Here is a 14,849-nt window from a genome sequence, read left to right as displayed (position 1 = left end):
ATACGCCCGTTAATGTTCGGCTCCAAGACACTCGATGCTGCGACGCAATTTCGCGGGGGCGGCGGGATCAAAAGGCCACAGCGGGCGCAGCGGCACAGCCGATCCGTGGAGATCGAGGGTTTCATGGGCCGGGAAGCGCTCGACTGCCTCCGGCGAGGGCTCGCAGCGAATCGCCAGCACGATCGGCGCGAACGGCCGGGTCGCGACCGGAAGGACGCCGAGACCGCGGCTTTCCATCAGGCCGGCCAGCGAATCAGGCGCGCGGCCCCACGGCCGGCCGCCCGAGGTCCACACCAGCACCCGGTCGTCGGCCACCAGCCGGAACCCCTCAGCGAGCGATCGCAGGGCCAGATCGCTCTTGCCGCTGCCGGACGGTCCCTCGATCAGCACGCCGCGCCAGTCGCCGCGCCAGAGCAGGGCCACCAGTCCGGCATGGCGGATCATCCGCCACGCTCCGGCAGACGGACGATGAATCGCGCGCCGACGATGGCGCCGTCGGGGTCCGTCCGGTTCTCGGCGTGGATCTCGCCGCCGTGGGCCTCGACGATCTGCCGGGCGATCGACAGGCCGAGGCCGGAGTTGCTGCCGAAGGCCGTGCCCTTGGGCCGGGAGGTGTAGAACCGCTCGAACACGGTTTCGAGGTTGTCCGGCGGGACGCCGGGGCCGTCGTCCTCGACAACCACCTCGGCGGCGCCGCGCGCCCGGGTCAGGGTCACCCGGACCTCGCCGCCCGGCGGGCTGAACGAGCGGGCGTTGTCGATCAGGTTGCGGAACACCTGGCCCAGCGGGCCCTCGCGCCCGGCGATGATGATGGCGTCGCCCGGCTCGGTGATGCGCACGGTCACGCCGGATCCGCTCGGGCCGTTCGCGCCGGCGTAGAGGCCGACGATGTCGCCGATCAGCCGTACCAGATCGACCGGCCGCGGCTCGTCGCGCGAGAGCTCCGCGTCCAGCCGCGAGGCGTTGGCGATGTCGGTGACCAGCCGGTCCAGCCGGCCGACGTCCTGCTTGAGGATGCCCATCAGCCGCACCCGCGCCGGGCCGTCGCCGACCAGATCCAGCGTCTCGACCGCCGAGCGGATCGAGGTCAGCGGATTGCGGATCTCGTGGGCCACGTCGGCGGCGAACCGTTCGATGGCGTCCATCCGTTCCGACAGGCTGTCGGTCATCTGCTCCAGCGAGCGGGTCAGGTCGCCGATCTCGTCCTGGCGCCGGGCCAGATCGGGCATGGAGATCGAGCGCGCGCGCGCCTGCTGCACCCGGTCGGCGGCCCGGGCCAGCCGCAGGACCGGCCGCGCGACCAGGGCGTAGATCATGAACGACGACAGGGTCGTCACGCCGATGGCGATGAGGATGAAGGGGATCAGCGCCATGCGTTCCGCGGCGATGATCGCGTCGACATCGCCGGCCTCGAGCGTCAGCACGCCCAGCACCGCCCGCACCCGCTGGATGGGCAGGGAGACCGAGACCAGCTGCTCGCCGTTCTCGCCGATGCGCCGGCCCTTGACCTGTTCGCCGCGCAGGGCCGCGTCCAGCTCGGCCTTCAGCGCGCGGGCGGCGCGCTCGGCCGTGGGATTCTTCTGCGCGGCCGGCGGCGCCTGGCCGGGCTTGCGCGCCGGCGGCAGCGGCTTCCAGTCGACGCGGTCGGCGACGTCGTAGGAGTCGGCGATCAGCCGGCCGTCCTTGTCGAACAGCCGGACGCGCTGGCTGCGCGGCAGGTGCAGCAGCTGCAGCAGCCGGGCGGCGTCATTGGCCTGCAGGGCCGGCTCGGGCTCGCCGACGGTCGCCGCCTCGTCGATCAGGCGGGCGACCCATTCGCCCTGGGTGATCAGGCTGTCGATGCGGGCGTTGACCAGCCCGCGCCGCAGCTCGTTCAGCGTCAGGGCGCCGATGATCAGGATCGCCAGGCCGACGAAGTTCAGGACGATGATCAGCCGCCCGAGACGGGACCCGCGCGGCCAGAGACGTCGCCGTTCGGACGTCTCGGGGTCAGGATTCGCGATAGCGGTAGCCGACGCCATACAGGGTCTCGATCGCGTCGAAGGTCGGGTCCACCTGGCGGAACTTCTTGCGCATCCGCTTGATGTGGCTGTCGATCGTGCGGTCGTCGACATAGACCTGATCGTCGTAGGCGGCGTCCATCAGGTTGTCGCGGCTCTTCACGAAGCCGGGCCGCTGGGCGAGGCTCTGCAGGAGCAGGAACTCGGTGACCGTCAGCCGGACGGGCTTGCCGTCCCACAGGCTGTCGTGGCGCTCCGGATCGAGGGTCAGCTTGCCGCGCTTCATCGAGCGCGCGCCCGGATCGACCGGGCCGCCGGCCTTGATCGCCTCGTCCACCCCGCCGCGCCGGAGCACGGCCTTGACCCGCTCCAGCAGCAGCCGCTGGCTGAAGGGCTTGTGGATGTAGTCGTCGGCGCCGAGGTTGAAGCCGAGGATCTCGTCGATCTCCTCGTCCTTGCTGGTCAGCATGATCACCGGGACCTCGGAGGTCTGGCGCAGCCGGCGCAGCAGCTCCATGCCGTCCATGCGCGGCATCTTCACGTCGAGAATGGCCAGGTCGGGCGGATTGTTCTGCAGCGACTCGAGTCCGGCCACCCCGTCATGGCAGGCGGTCACGGTGTGACCATGGCTTTCCAGCGCCAGTGAAACAGAGGCGACGATGTTCTCGTCGTCGTCCACCAGAGTGATATTGGCCATTTCAGTCCTTCGTCTCAGTGTGTCGTGCGGGCGACCCTACCGTGGTCCGGCCCCGGCGCAAGGAATTCGCCCGTCAGCATGGCCCCATTGCGGCGCTTTCGCATCGTAAACCGGACCTTAGGGCCTTACCCACATAGATGAGGTCCATGGAACGAGGCCAGGTTCACTACGAGCTGTTCGTGCGCCGCCAGCCTGGCTCGGGCTGGTCGCTCGAGATCGCGACCGAGGACCGGGCGCGCGCGATCGAGACCGCCGAGCAGGCGCTCGAGGACGGCCGGGTCGCCGCCGTGCGGGTGACCAAGGAGACGCTGGACCCCGAGACCCGCGAATTCCGCTCCGTGACCATCCTGAGCAAGGGCGCGCCGGAGCGGACCCGGACCCGCAAGGTCCGCGAGGACACCGAGCCGCTCTGCGTCAGTCCGTCGGACCTCTACACCTGTCATGCGCGCGAGCGGATCGGCCGGCTGCTCGACAACTGGCTGCAGCGCAACAAGGCCACGCCGTTCGAACTGCTGCACCGGCCGGACCTGGTCGAGAAGCTGGAAGCCTCGGGTATCGAGCTGCAGCACGCCATCCAGAAGGTCGCCATCCCCGAGGCCCAGGCCCGCGGCATCGGCGTGCACGAGATCATCCGGTCGTTCCAGCAGCTCGCCGAGCGGGCCATCGAACGGCTGATGAAGGACCATCGCAAGGGGCTGCTACCCAACCTCGACCGCGAGGGCTTCGCGGCCGCCGCCGAGCGGCTGGCCGGGGATCCGGACCGGGGCTATCTGCTCGGAGCCGGCGTCGCCGCCTCGATCGGCCCGGCCCGCACCTGGAGCGAAAAGGTCGCCCGCCTGCTCGACCTGGCCGACGCCGCGCCGGCCGAAGGGCCCGCGCGGGCCATGGCGCTGCAGGTCATCGAACAGCCGCTGGCCGAGATTCTCGGCGCACGCGCCGGCCTGACCGACCTGCTGGGCCCCGATCTCGACCTCGGCGGCCAGCTGGCCGCCATGACCCGGGTCGCCGGGGCCGACGGCGTCGAGGTTCTGGTCCGGATGGATCGCAAGGTCGCCCGGATCATGCCGGAGCTGTCCCCCCCGGCGCAGCGCCTGGCGCAGTGGCTGTCGGACGGCGGTTTCGAAACCTGCCGCAGCGCGATCGCCCAGCGGGTGCTGCGTGAGCTGACCGGCCCCCGCCGCCTGAAGCCGGGCGACGCCGCCGCCGAGATCGAACTGCTGCGCGGCCTGGCCATGGCCCTGACCGCGTCGGGCGACCGGGTGCTGAGCCTGGACGACATCCACGAGGCCTTCTCGGCCCGGTCGCGCATGCTGGTGACCAGCGATTTCGTGGAGGCGCTGCTCGGCGAGCACATGTCCGCGCGCGAAGAGGTCGAGGCCCTGATCTACCTGGCCGAGAACGTCACCGGCGCGGCCAACAAGCGCCAGGCCGCCCGCTATCTGTCGGCCAATGTCTCGGCCCTGCGGTTCGAGAAGGAGCTGCGCTACGGGGCCGACTCCCCGGCCACGCGCATGGCCACCCTCGCCACTCTGCAGAAGACCATCCTGCGCGCCGGGCTCGTGGCCGAAGACGCCGGTCCGGTCCAGGCCAAGATCGGCGAGATCGGCGGCATGATCGAGGCCGACGGCAAGATCGTCGCCCTGATCGCCCGCGCGCCCGCGCCGGCCGTGCACCGCCTGAACCTGCTGCTGCGCCTCGCCGTCGGCGAGGCCGCGCCGCTGGGTCCGGCCGCGGACCGGGCCCGCAGCGAAGCGCTCAAGCTGGTGCGCAATCCCGAGCTGCGCGAAGAACTGGCCAGGTCCCCCGAGGCCGTCGAGAAGGTCCGCGGGATGATGCAGTCGGCCGGGATGGCCGCCTAGGCCAGCGCCTCGCCCAGGGCGTCCACGACCCGCGCCACGTCGCCGTCGTCCATCGCCGGATAGAGCGGCAGGCTGAGGCACCGCGCGTACCAGGCGTTCGCCCCGGGCAGCGCGAGCGGGCCGTTGCGCGTCCGCCAGTAGGGCTGGGTGTGCACGGGGATGTAGTGGACCTGACTGCCGACGCCGCGCGCGGCGAGGGCGTCGACAACCTCGCGCCGCGTTTTGCCGGCCGCCGCGAAGTCGATCAGCACGGTCAGCAGATGCAGCACGGGGTCGGAGCCCTCCGGCCGCCTCGCCGGCCGCACGACCGGGGCCAGCGGCGCCAGCGCCGTCTCGTACAGCGCCGCCAGGGTCCGGCGACGGTCGATGAAACGGGGCAGCTTGGCCAGCTGCGACAGGCCCAGGGCGCAGTTGATGTCCGGCAGGCGGTAGTTGAAGCCCGGCTCGGCCATCTCGTAGAGCCACGGATCGGCGCCCGGCGTCCGGGTCATACCGTGGCTGCGGGCGCGGCGCAGGCGGTCGGCGAGGCTGGCGTCGTTGGTCGTGACCATGCCGCCCTCGCCGGTGGCGATGGTCTTCACCGGATGGAACGAGAAGGTCGCCATGGCCGAATGGGCGCAGTCGCCGACCCGCTCCACGTGATTGCCGACCTTGAGCGTCGAGCCGAGCGCATGCGGAGCGTCCTCGACGAGGACGGCGCCCGCCTGCCCGGCCAGCGCCGCCAGCGCCGGCAGGTCGCAGACGTCGCCCCGCAGATGCACCGGCAGCACGGCCCGCACGCGGCGGCCCTTCGCCCGGTCCAGCGCCTCGGCCAGGGTGTCCGGCGTCATCAGGCCGCTGTCCGGATCCACATCGGCGAACACCACGTCGGCGCCGACGTAGACGGCGCAGTTGGCGGTGGCGAGAAAGGTGATCGCCGGGACGATACAGACGTCGCCCGGGCCGATCCCGGCGGCGAGCATGGCCATGTGCAGGGCGGCGGTGCCGTTGCTGCAGGCGACGGCGTGCTCGGCGCCGACGACCGCGCGGAAGGCCGTCTCGAACGCCTCGACCGTCGGGCCGGTGGTCAGGAAGTCGGCGCGCAGGGCGGCGGCCACGGCCGCGATGTCATCCTCCTCGATGGTCTGGCGGCCGTAGGGGAGGAAGCCCTCGCTCACGCGCCGGTCTCCTCCAGCATCGCGGTCAGGCGGTCGGCGGTCAGCCAGTCGTCGTTGTTGTCGCTGGCGTAGGAGAAGCCCTCGGCCACCGGCCGGCCGCCGTCGGCGGGGCCGAACGGCGTGCGGATGTACTCGACGAACGACGGCTCGATCACATAGCGGTCGTCGAGCTCGACCGTCTGGCGGGAGTCATCAGCCCCGACCATCGTCTCGTGCAGCTTCTCGCCCGGCCGGATCCCGACCACCTTGACGCCCGCACCCGGCGCCATGGCGTGGACCAGGTCCGGCATGGTCATGGAGGGGATCTTCGGCACGAAGATCTCGCCGCCGCGCATCAGCACCAGCGACGACAGGACGAAGTCGACGCCCTGGTCGAGCGTGATCCAGAAGCGGGTCATGCGCGGGTCGGTGACCGGCAGCTCCGTCGCGCCCTGGGCCAGCAGCCGCCGGAACAGCGGCACCACGCTGCCGCGCGAGCCGACCACGTTGCCGTAGCGCACCACGGCGAACCGCGTGCCGATGTCGCCCGACAGGTTGTTGGCCGCGACGAAGGTCTTGTCCGACGCCAGCTTGGTCGCGCCGTACAGGTTGACCGGGTTGCAGGCCTTGTCGGTCGACAGGGCCACGACCTGCTTCACGTGGTTGGACAGGCTGGCCCAGACCACGTTCTCGGCGCCGATGATGTTGGTCTGGATGCATTCGGACGGATTGTATTCCGCCGCCGGCACCTGCTTGAGCGCCGCCGCGTGGATGACGATGTCGACGCCGCGCAGGGCCAGGGTCAGGCGCGAGCGGTCGCGTACGTCGCCGAGGAAGAAGCGCATCTTCGACAGGATCTCGGGCGGGAATCGCTCGCGCATCTCCTGCTGCATCTCGCTCTGCTTCAGCTCGTCGCGCGAATAGACGATCACCTTGCGCGGGGCGTAGCGGGTCAGGACGGTGTCGACGAAGCGGCGGCCGAACGAGCCGGTACCGCCGGTGATCAGGATCACCTTGCCGTCGAGGTCGAGGTTGTCGGGCGCGAACGCGGTCATGGGCATTCCAGAACGGGCGCTGATTCCCGATTGAATTCCGCCCGTCCTACGCTTGGCGCGAATGTGTAAACGCCGCGTCAACCATGTTCGGGTCATCTGGCCGCATGGATCGCCGCCTCGCCCTCGCCGCTGCCCTCGCCCTGCTTCCCGCCGTCGCCTCCGCCAACGGCGGCGAAGAAAAGAAAAAGGGCGGCGGCGCGACCTTCCTGCAGATCAAGACCATCGCCGCGACCATCATCCACCGCGACGGCAGCCGCGGCGTGATCACCGTCGAATGCGGCGTCGACGTGCAGGACGAGCGCCTGCGCACCCTGGCCTCGGAATCCCAGCCGCGGCTACGCGCGGCCTACGCCGGCTGGGTGCAGAGCTACGCCAGCGGCCTGCCGGCGGCGGGCGTCCCCGACGCCGACTACATCTCGCGGCAGCTGCAGCAGCTCACCGACGAAACCCTCCGCAAGAAGGGCGCGAAGCTGCTGCTGGGCACCATCCTGGTGAACTAGGTGGGTGCGGGGTTCGAGCCCCGGATCAAGTCCGGGGTCGCTTGAAGCTCGCTCCTCACCATGACGAACAGAAGTGCAATCCACCAAGGCTCGTCCGCCTGAGGAGCGGACCTTCAGGTCCGCGTCTCGAAGGACGCACCTATTCGAAAATCAGGTCCGTCGCGGCCGACAACTCGGCCAGGGCCTGGTCGACGCCCCCGACCTTGATCGCCCGCATGCCCAGCATCGCGGCCGGCTTGCAGTTGATGCCCAGGTCGTCGAGGTAGACGCAGTCGGCCGGGTCGACGTCCAGCAGCTCGCACATCATCTGGTAGATGCGCGGGTCCGGCTTGCGGACCCCGGCCTTGGAGCTTTCGATCACCGCGTCGAACAGCTCCATGATCCCGGCCACCTGGGCGGCCTTGTCGCTGGTGCCCGCCATGCCCGCGCCGTGGCCGGTCTGGACGTTGTTGGTGATGCAGCCGACCTTGAAGACGTCCTTGCAGGCCTTCAGCGCCGCGACCATGCGGGGCCGGACGTCGCCCGACAGCCGGGGCAGGATATCGCCACCGCGCACCGGATGGCCCAGCGCCGTGGCCTCCTCGAGGAACTTCACGTCGAAGGTCGCCGTGTCGATCTCGTTGCGCTCGAACAGCGCCCAGGCATTGTCATGCGGGTTGGTCGAGTTGACCTTGCGGATGAAATCGCGCGGCAGGCCGCGCTCGGCCTCGAAGTGGTTGAAGGCCTCGAACGGCGAGGACGTGATGACGCCGCCGAAATCCCAGATCACTGCTGCAACCACGTTCACAATCCCCTTTTCGCGCCCCGGCGCGCGAAACCTGTTCCATCACCGGATCAACGCGCTCTAGAGACGGGTGGTCCAGGACGCAACCCGCAGGCTCTTTCCGCATGCTTCCCCGCCCGTTTCGCATCGCCGTTTTCGGCCTGGCCTGCCTTTTCGTGGCCTGGGCCTCGCTGGTCCCGAGCAGCGCGCTGCCGAGCGTCAGCCTGTGGGACAAGGTCGAGCATCTGACCGCCTATTTCGGCCTGACCGTCATCGGCGCCTGGGCCTTTCCGCATCGCCTGTCGCGGCTGGCGGCCGGCCTGTTCGGCGCCGGCGTGGCCATCGAGATCGCCCAGTCGCTGATGGCCCTGGGCCGGCAGGGCGATCCGGCCGACGCCCTGGCCAACACCTTCGGCATCGCGCTGGGCCTGCTGGCGACGCTCGCCCTGCGCGCTCTGATCAAGGTTAAGGCTCCCGCCGGGGGTGAATAGCCGGGTGAGCGGGGCGCGACCTGAATAGGGTAACGCTCCTGATCTCCTCCGGAGAGTCCCATGTCTGCTCGGCTGATCCTGCTCGCCGTCTCCTGCCTCGCCCTGACCGCCTGCGACGGAAATCCGTTCGATGCGGCCGCGCGGAAGGTCGCCTGCGCCTGTCCGACGCCCGCGACGGCGACGCCGCCCGCCGCCGCCCCGGTTCGCACGGCCCGGGCCGCCGCCCCGCGTCAGCGCGCCTCGGGCGGCGCCCGGACGTATCGCGTGCGCACCGAACCGGTCGTCGTGCGCGAGACCCGCGCCTATGGCTATCAGGCGTCGGACGAGGGCCTGTCGGGCGGTTACGGCGGTCGCTACGGCAGCCGTGGCGACGGCTATGCCGCCGGCGGCGTCCGCGTCTCGGTGCAGGAGAGCGAGTCCTCCTCCGAACGCTACAGCTACCGTGAATCGTCGAGCGGTTACGCCTATGGCTCGGCGTCGGGCGGCGGCCTGGCCGTGACCGGCGCGCCGCAGCAACCCTACGTCCGCTACAAGTCGGCCAGCACGACCCCGGGCGGCTGGCTCGAGTGGCCGGGCAAGGTCGAGGACTAGGCCGGCCTGGCCAGCACGCCGAAGCCGTAACGCCGGAAGATCGCCGAGGCCTTCGGGGTCTGCAGGAAGCCGAGGAAGCCCGCCGCCGCGCTGTTGCGCGAGGCCGCCGTCACCGCGCCCGGGTAGACGATCGGCGGATGGCTCGACTCCGGGAACACCCCGACCACGCGCACCCGGGGTTCGGCCTTCGCGTCCGTCGCGTAGACGATGCCCAGCGGGGCCTCGCCGCGCGCCACCCAGGCCAGGGCGGCGCGCACGTTCTCGGCCGGCAGCAGCTGGTCCGACACCGCGTCCCAGACGCCGAGACTGGTCAGCGACGCCCGCGCGTACCTGCCGGCGGGCACGGCCGTGGGGTCCGCCACGGCGAGGCGCCGGCCGCCGAGGGCCTTTTCCAGGGCGAAGCCGGGCCTGATCGCGAGGGTCGCCTTCGCGCCGGCCGGCGCGATCAGCACCAGCTGGTTGGACAGCAGGCGGCGGCGCGAGGCCGGCACGATCAGCGCCTTGCCGGCCAGCCAGTCCATCCACTCCTCATCGGCGGTCAGGATCAGGTCGGCCGGCGCCCCCTGGCCGATCTGGCGGGCCATGGCCGAGGAGGCGCCGAAGCTGAAGCGCACCGGCGTTCCGCCCTGGGCCGTCCAGGCCGCCCCGGCGGCGGTCAGGACGTCCTGCAGCGAGGCGGCGGCGAACACCGTGATCGGCTGGCCGGCCCGGGCGAGCGCGGGCGCCAGCAGCGTCGCCGCGCCCGCGAGGAAGAGTCGTCTCGTCCGCATCCGCCCGCTCCCGTCCGGCCATGGCCCGCGCCTTGCGATCCATCTGGTCGCTGGATCGAAACGGGACAAGGGGGAGATCATATGCGTTCGCCAAACGGGCCGCTGTTCAAGACCTACGAAATCATCGCCATCGTGGCGTTTCTGACGGCCGCGGCCGCCTGGGCCGGGCTCAAGCTGGTCTACTGACCGACCTTCCGGACGGAACCCCTCCGACGCCCCCGCGCTTAGAGCCCGGGGGTCGCCGGAGGTTTGAGTTTGCCGATCCGCTGGCCCAGCGCCGCATCCGCCGTCCTGTCGCACCCCGTCCGCGGGTGGACCGCCATGTCGCCCCGCGCGCGCATCGGCTTCGGCGTCATCACCGTCATCATCCTCGGCCTGATCCTGTTTCTCTGGGTGTTCCAGTGGAACTGGCTGCGCGGGCCGGTGGGGGCGCTTGCCTCGGCGCGCCTGAACCGCACCGTGGTGATCGCCGGCGATCTGAACGTCCACCCCTGGTCCCTGCAGCCGCGCGTCGAGGCCAATGACGTGCGCATCGCCCAGCCGGGCTGGGTCAAGGCGGGCGGCGACATGGCCCGTCTCGGGCGGATCAGCGTGCGGATCGAGCTTCTCCCCCTGTTCACGGGCCGGGCCGTGCTGCCGCGGCTGGAGATCGTCCGCCCGCGGGTCAGCCTGATCCGGCTGGCCGACGGCCGCAGCAACTGGCGTTTCGGCCACGGCGGGGGCGGCGGCGCGAAACTGCCGGCCATCCGCCACTTCACCATCATTGACGGCCAGCTGACCCTAAACGACGCGCGGCGCAAGACGACCTTCGCCGGGCGCGTCTACACCGACGAGACCGCCGGCGGCGCGGGACGGGGCGTATTCGCCCTGCGTGGCGAGGGCCGGCTGAACGGGGCGGGTTTCCTGGCTGACGTGACCGGCGATCCGCTGCTGAACATCTCGCCGGACCGGCCCTGGCCGTTTCGCGCCGACGTCCGCGCGGGATCGACCCACATCGTGGCGACCGCCCGGATCCTCAAGCCGTTCGACCTCGGCGGCTTCGACGGCGACGTGATGGTCAGCGGCGCCGACCTGAACGACCTCTACGCCCTGACGGGGCTGGCCCTGCCCAACACGCCGCCCTACCGGCTCAAGGCGCGGCTGACCCGACGCGGGACGCTGTACAGCTTCGAACAGGCCGCCGGCCGCATCGGCGACAGCGACCTGGCCGGAACCCTGTCGGTGCAGACGCGCGGCGAGCGGCCGTTCCTGACCGCGGACCTGCGCTCGCACCGGCTCGATTTCGACGATCTCGGCAGCCTGTTCGGCGGCGCGCCCTCGACGCGCAAGGGCGAGACCGTCTCGCCGGAACAGGCGGCCGTGGCGGGCCGGATGCAGGCCGCCCGGCGGATTTTCCCGGACGCCACCCTGCAGGTCGACCGCATCCGGGCGATGGACGCGAAGGTTACCTATCGCGCCGAGACGGTGAACGCCCCCGGCCTGCCCCTGACCCAGGTGCGGCTCGATCTCGACCTCAAGGACGGGGTGCTGACCGCCGACCCCGTGGCGGTGACGTTCCGGCGCGGCGCGGTGCGCGGCCTGGTGCGGCTCAACGCCCAGGGCGACACCCCGCGGACGGACCTCGACCTGCGCCTGACCGGCGCGCGGCTGGAGGACTGGATCACCGTCCAGTCGGCCGGCCGGCCGGCCATCGAGGGCCAGATCGTCGCCCGCGCGAAGCTGACCGGCTACGGCGACTCCGTGCGCAAGACCGCCGCCAGCGCCAACGGCGCCCTGACCGTCGTCGCGCCCAGCGGCCAGATGCGTCAGGCCTTCGCCGAACTGCTCGGGGTGAATGTCTTCCGCGGCCTGTTCCTGCTGCTGTCCGAAGACCCGCGACAGACGCCGATCCGCTGCGCCGTGGCCGACTTCCGGGTTACCGACGGCATCGCGCGGGCCAACCGCATCATCGTCGACACCGGCGTGGTGCGCGTCGAGGGCTCTGGCGTGGTGAACCTGAAGACCGAGCGGCTAAACCTGACGTTCGAAGGCCAGTCCAAGAAGCCCCGGCTGCTCCGGCTGTTCATCCCGATCAAGGTCGAGGGGCCGCTGACAAAGCCGGGCCTTGACCTGCAGACCGGCGACGCCGTGGCGCAGGGGGGCGTGGCGGCCGTGCTGGCGACCCTGCTCTCGCCGGTGGCGGCCATCCTGCCGTTCGTCGAGCCGGGGCTGGCCAAGGACGCCAACTGCGCCGCCCTGGTCGCCGAGGGCCGGGCGAAGGGCGCGCCGGTCCGCACGCCGACCGCCCGCTGATCCGGGCTTTCGCGCGCGGGAATCCCGTGTAGCCTGCCCTCAGGGTTGAGGGAGAGTTCGATGACACTGGAGTCCATGCAGCGGCCACAGTTCGAGATCGCCGGCGTGTTCAGCGCCACCTTCGGGGCGATCGGCCGCAATATCGTCCCGTTCGGGGCCCTGGCGCTGCTGTTCGTCGCCATTCCACAGGCGGTGATCGCGCTGATCAGTCTGGCGGACCCCGCGCTCGAGGCCGGCGCCGCCCCCTTCAGCGGCTGGCCGGTCAAGCTCGTCGGCGGGATCATCAGCGCCCTGCTCAGCTGGATTCTGCAGGCGGCGGTGATTCACGGCGCGGTGGCCGACCTGAACGGGCGCAAGGCCTCGCTCGGCGCCTCCCTGACGACCGCTTTCCGCGCGCTCGGTCCGGTGATCCTGATCTCGATCCTGATGGCGCTCGGCCTGATGGTCGGCTTCATTCTGCTCATCATCCCCGGGCTGATCCTGATGGTCATGTGGTGCGTGACCATCCCCGCGCAGGTGGTTGAGAAGCGCGGCATCTTCGAGAGCTTCGACCGCAGCCGCGAGCTGACGCGCGGGTCGCGCTGGTCGATCTTCGGACTGTTCGTCCTCTACGTCGTGCTCGCCTGGATCTTCGGCATCGTGGTCGTCGGCGTCGGCGGGGCGCTCTCCGGGGGCCTGACGGGCATGGCCGCCAGCCCGCTGATGCAGGTGGTGATCAATCCGGTGGTCTCCGCCGCCAGCAGCCTGATCGGCGCGGTCGGCGCGGCGGCGATCTACTACGAGCTGCGGGTCGCCCGCGAAGGCATCGGCCCGGCGGCCCTGGCGGCGGTGTTCGACTAGGTCTGGTCGAACTTGTCCCGCTTGCGCTTGCCGAACAGCAGGCGGGACTCCAGCCGGCCGCGCAGGGCGGCGTAGTAGGCCGACAGGAAGTCCGCGTCGGCCTCGTCGGGTCCCTCGACCCATTTGATCTTTGCGCGGATGCGATCGGCCACCGCCCGCATGACCCGCCGGTCGCCCTGGCGCAGCACATCCTCGAGAACGTGCAGCTCCTTGACGCCATAGGCCTCGGCCTGGGCGCGGGTGAAGGTGAAACGGGTGTCGGCGGCGCTGTCGCCGGCCAGGTCGCGCAGCAGGTTGCGGCGCGGCGCGTGCACCACCCAGGTGCCGGCGATCAGGTCGCCTGGCCGCAGGCGGTCGCGGTTGAACAGCGGAAACAGCACGAAGATGCCGCTCCAGGTCACGCCCAGCAGCCAGGTCCAGCTCGACACATCGCCCTCCGAGCCGCCCGACAGCAGGAACGACAGCGGCAGGAACACCTCCAGCTCGCGCATGGCGTTGCGGGCGAACACCGCCTCGGCCGTCAACCGGCCGCCATTGCGGGCGGCGACGCGCAGCCCCAGGGCCCGCTTCCCCGGCGTCGCGGCGTAGGGGCCCAGCTCGAAGACGATGAACCAGGCGTTGCGCAGCAGGAAGGCGCCCAGCAGCCAGATGACCGCCACGAACTCCATCGCGTGGGTTCCGGTCAGAAGCGCCCCGCCGAGCGACAGCAGGCTGAGCACGATCAGGGCGCCGACGATCAGGGCGGCGTCGATCATGAAGGCGGACGCCCGCTCGCCGGCCGAGGCGATGCGGACCTTCAGGTCGATGCCCTCGGGGGTGATCAGCGCCCGTTCGCCCTCGCGTGGATCGATCTCAACGGCGCTCATGGCGCCCTCCCCGCGGCAGGTAGAAATACAGGCCCCACATCACCGCCGTGGTCAGGCCGATGGCGTAGCGCGCCGCGTCCAGGGTGATCAGCTGGCGGCCGAAGCCCTCCAGCAGGCCGGCGAAGCCCAGCATGATGACCACCCCGACCATGGCCGTGGCGGCCAGCTGGCCGGAGTCGGCGACCGCCTCCTGCCGCGAGCGGTCGCCGGGGAAGATCACCGACCAGCCGATGCGGAAGCCCGCCGCCCCGGCGAGCACGCAGGCGAAGATTTCGGTGACGCCGTGGATGATCAGCCAGCCGCCGACCTCGACGCCGAGCTGCCGGCTGGTGAACAGGGCCAGGAAGGCGCCCAGGCTCACGCCGTTGTAGACCAGCAGGAAGACGGTCGGCAGGCACAGGGCGAAGCCCAGCGCGAAGGCGAGGATCGATATCCCGGCGTTGTGGGTGAACAGGAAGGCCGCGAAGGCCGACAGGCCGTCCTTGCCGTCGACGCCGTACAGGGTGTCGCGAAGCTCGGCCGTCGAGGACGAGGGGTCCCGGCCGCCGCTCATCCCGCCCGGCATGAAGGCGTAGTACCAGTCGGCGTCGTGCCGCACGAGCAGGTAGGCGACGACCGCGCCCAGGGCGAACAGGGCCGCCGAGACCAGGGTCTCGCGCCACAGGCCGCGCACCGCCGCCGGCCAGTCGCGCGAAAAGAACCGCCCGATCCGCTCCAGCGGCGTCGAGCGTACGCCGTAGACGAACAGGTAGGCCCGCAGGCTGAGGCTCTCGAGATAGGCGGTCACGCCCTGGTCGAGCGAGATGGCGCGGGCCACCGACAGGGACGACAGCGTCGAACGGTAGAGCACCGGAATGGAGACCAGCTCCTCGTCGGTCAGGCTGTTGACCGACTTCTCCTGCACGCGGGTCAGCAGACCGTCGAGCTTGCGCCAGTCCCATTCGCGCTCGGCGCGGAAGCTCTGGCTCTTGAGGGGAGGACTGGCCACC

15 protein-coding genes are annotated in these 14,849 nt (G+C 70.9%); 6 read left to right on the top strand and 9 right to left on the bottom strand.

What is annotated here, in order from left to right; genetic code table 11:
* Positions 1-9: 9 nt before the first annotated feature.
* Genes AC1RN0_RS12915 through chvI form a run of 3 tightly spaced genes read right to left on the bottom strand, consistent with a single transcriptional unit; the run spans position 10 to position 2,697 of the window.
* Entirely contained in the window at positions 10-444 is a 435-nt protein-coding gene (locus tag AC1RN0_RS12915; protein ID WP_492787852.1) for an HPr kinase/phosphorylase, read from the bottom strand.
* Positions 441-2,021 carry a two-component sensor histidine kinase ChvG gene (chvG, locus tag AC1RN0_RS12910; RefSeq protein ID WP_492787851.1) on the bottom strand — a complete coding sequence of 527 codons (1,581 nt, stop codon included), beginning with the start codon at positions 2,019-2,021 and terminating at the stop codon, positions 441-443. The genes AC1RN0_RS12915 and chvG overlap by 4 nt, the downstream gene beginning before the upstream one ends.
* On the bottom strand, positions 1,990-2,697 hold the full coding sequence (gene chvI / locus AC1RN0_RS12905; RefSeq protein ID WP_492787850.1) for a two-component response regulator ChvI: 708 nt from the start codon (positions 2,695-2,697) through the stop codon (positions 1,990-1,992). The genes chvG and chvI overlap by 32 nt, the downstream gene beginning before the upstream one ends.
* A 146-nt stretch (positions 2,698-2,843) precedes the next feature.
* Here chvI and AC1RN0_RS12900 point away from each other — a divergent pair, with 146 nt between their 5' ends.
* A complete protein-coding gene (locus tag AC1RN0_RS12900) occupies positions 2,844-4,556 on the top strand; it encodes a hypothetical protein (RefSeq protein ID WP_492787849.1) in 1,713 nt (570 codons plus the stop codon).
* Here the strand turns inward: AC1RN0_RS12900 and pseC are convergent.
* Positions 4,553-5,713 (bottom strand): UDP-4-amino-4,6-dideoxy-N-acetyl-beta-L-altrosamine transaminase, encoded by a 1,161-nt coding sequence (gene pseC, locus AC1RN0_RS12895; RefSeq protein WP_492787848.1) that lies wholly within the window; start codon positions 5,711-5,713, stop codon positions 4,553-4,555. The genes AC1RN0_RS12900 and pseC overlap by 4 nt on opposite strands.
* Positions 5,710-6,747 carry a UDP-N-acetylglucosamine 4,6-dehydratase (inverting) gene (pseB, locus tag AC1RN0_RS12890; protein ID WP_492787847.1) on the bottom strand — a complete coding sequence of 346 codons (1,038 nt, stop codon included), beginning with the start codon at positions 6,745-6,747 and terminating at the stop codon, positions 5,710-5,712. The genes pseC and pseB overlap by 4 nt, the downstream gene beginning before the upstream one ends.
* 104 nt (positions 6,748-6,851) lie before the next feature.
* Here pseB and AC1RN0_RS12885 point away from each other — a divergent pair, with 104 nt between their 5' ends.
* The gene (locus tag AC1RN0_RS12885; protein ID WP_492787846.1) at positions 6,852-7,247 is read left to right on the top strand and encodes a hypothetical protein; all 396 of its coding nucleotides are present in this window, start codon (positions 6,852-6,854) and stop codon (positions 7,245-7,247) included.
* Positions 7,248-7,386: 139 nt separating this feature from the next.
* Here the strand turns inward: AC1RN0_RS12885 and AC1RN0_RS12880 are convergent, their stop codons facing one another.
* Complete coding sequence (locus AC1RN0_RS12880; protein ID WP_492787845.1) at positions 7,387-8,028, bottom strand: HAD-IA family hydrolase; 642 nt, start codon at positions 8,026-8,028, stop codon at positions 7,387-7,389.
* A 107-nt stretch (positions 8,029-8,135) separates the two neighbouring features.
* Here AC1RN0_RS12880 and AC1RN0_RS12875 point away from each other — a divergent pair, with 107 nt between their 5' ends.
* Both AC1RN0_RS12875 and AC1RN0_RS12870 read left to right on the top strand, forming a co-directional pair.
* The gene (locus AC1RN0_RS12875) at positions 8,136-8,501 is read left to right on the top strand and encodes a VanZ family protein (protein WP_492787844.1); all 366 of its coding nucleotides are present in this window, start codon (positions 8,136-8,138) and stop codon (positions 8,499-8,501) included.
* A 60-nt stretch (positions 8,502-8,561) separates the two neighbouring features.
* Positions 8,562-9,092 carry a hypothetical protein gene (locus AC1RN0_RS12870; protein WP_492787843.1) on the top strand — a complete coding sequence of 177 codons (531 nt, stop codon included), beginning with the start codon at positions 8,562-8,564 and terminating at the stop codon, positions 9,090-9,092.
* Here AC1RN0_RS12870 and modA read toward each other — a convergent pair.
* Complete coding sequence (modA, locus tag AC1RN0_RS12865) at positions 9,089-9,862, bottom strand: molybdate ABC transporter substrate-binding protein (protein ID WP_492787842.1); 774 nt, start codon at positions 9,860-9,862, stop codon at positions 9,089-9,091. The two genes, AC1RN0_RS12870 and modA, sit on opposite strands and share 4 nt — an antisense overlap.
* A 321-nt stretch (positions 9,863-10,183) precedes the next feature.
* Here modA and AC1RN0_RS12860 point away from each other — a divergent pair, with 321 nt between their 5' ends.
* Positions 10,184-12,154, top strand: coding sequence for an AsmA family protein (locus AC1RN0_RS12860; protein WP_492787841.1), 1,971 nt, complete (start codon positions 10,184-10,186; stop codon positions 12,152-12,154).
* A 60-nt stretch (positions 12,155-12,214) separates the two neighbouring features.
* Entirely contained in the window at positions 12,215-12,994 is a 780-nt protein-coding gene (locus AC1RN0_RS12855) for a DUF7847 domain-containing protein (protein WP_492787840.1), read from the top strand.
* Here the strand turns inward: AC1RN0_RS12855 and AC1RN0_RS12850 are convergent.
* Together AC1RN0_RS12850 and AC1RN0_RS12845 are read right to left on the bottom strand one after the other, a co-directional pair.
* Positions 12,991-13,860 (bottom strand): RDD family protein, encoded by an 870-nt coding sequence (locus tag AC1RN0_RS12850; protein ID WP_492787839.1) that lies wholly within the window; start codon positions 13,858-13,860, stop codon positions 12,991-12,993. The two genes, AC1RN0_RS12855 and AC1RN0_RS12850, sit on opposite strands and share 4 nt — an antisense overlap.
* Positions 13,847-14,848, bottom strand: coding sequence for a stage II sporulation protein M (locus AC1RN0_RS12845; RefSeq protein WP_492787838.1), 1,002 nt, complete (start codon positions 14,846-14,848; stop codon positions 13,847-13,849). Before AC1RN0_RS12845 ends, AC1RN0_RS12850 begins: the two co-directional genes overlap by 14 nt.
* Position 14,849 lies beyond the last annotated feature (1 nt).

The organism is Caulobacter sp. GW821-FHT12F03 (genome assembly GCF_058806855.1).
The sequence above is the reverse complement of the archived record's forward strand: the minus strand, read 5'-3'. Positions and strand labels throughout refer to the sequence as shown.

Bases quoted from the DNA above. Each gene is read 5' to 3' on its own strand.
- chvI (WP_492787850.1), bottom strand. From the start codon at position 2,697: ATGGCCAATATCACTCTGGTGGACGACGACGAGAACATCGTCGCCTCT.
- AC1RN0_RS12860 (WP_492787841.1), top strand. From the start codon at position 10,184: ATGTCGCCCCGCGCGCGCATCGGCTTCGGCGTCATCACCGTCATCATC.
- AC1RN0_RS12915 (WP_492787852.1), bottom strand. From the start codon at position 444: ATGATCCGCCATGCCGGACTGGTGGCCCTGCTCTGGCGCGGCGACTGG.
- AC1RN0_RS12875 (WP_492787844.1), top strand. From the start codon at position 8,136: ATGCTTCCCCGCCCGTTTCGCATCGCCGTTTTCGGCCTGGCCTGCCTT.
- modA (WP_492787842.1), bottom strand. From the start codon at position 9,862: ATGCGGACGAGACGACTCTTCCTCGCGGGCGCGGCGACGCTGCTGGCG.
- AC1RN0_RS12870 (WP_492787843.1), top strand. From the start codon at position 8,562: ATGTCTGCTCGGCTGATCCTGCTCGCCGTCTCCTGCCTCGCCCTGACC.
- AC1RN0_RS12850 (WP_492787839.1), bottom strand. From the start codon at position 13,860: ATGAGCGCCGTTGAGATCGATCCACGCGAGGGCGAACGGGCGCTGATC.
- AC1RN0_RS12855 (WP_492787840.1), top strand. From the start codon at position 12,215: ATGACACTGGAGTCCATGCAGCGGCCACAGTTCGAGATCGCCGGCGTG.
- AC1RN0_RS12900 (WP_492787849.1), top strand. From the start codon at position 2,844: ATGGAACGAGGCCAGGTTCACTACGAGCTGTTCGTGCGCCGCCAGCCT.
- AC1RN0_RS12885 (WP_492787846.1), top strand. From the start codon at position 6,852: ATGGATCGCCGCCTCGCCCTCGCCGCTGCCCTCGCCCTGCTTCCCGCC.
- chvG (WP_492787851.1), bottom strand. From the start codon at position 2,021: ATGGCGTCGGCTACCGCTATCGCGAATCCTGACCCCGAGACGTCCGAA.
- pseB (WP_492787847.1), bottom strand. From the start codon at position 6,747: ATGACCGCGTTCGCGCCCGACAACCTCGACCTCGACGGCAAGGTGATC.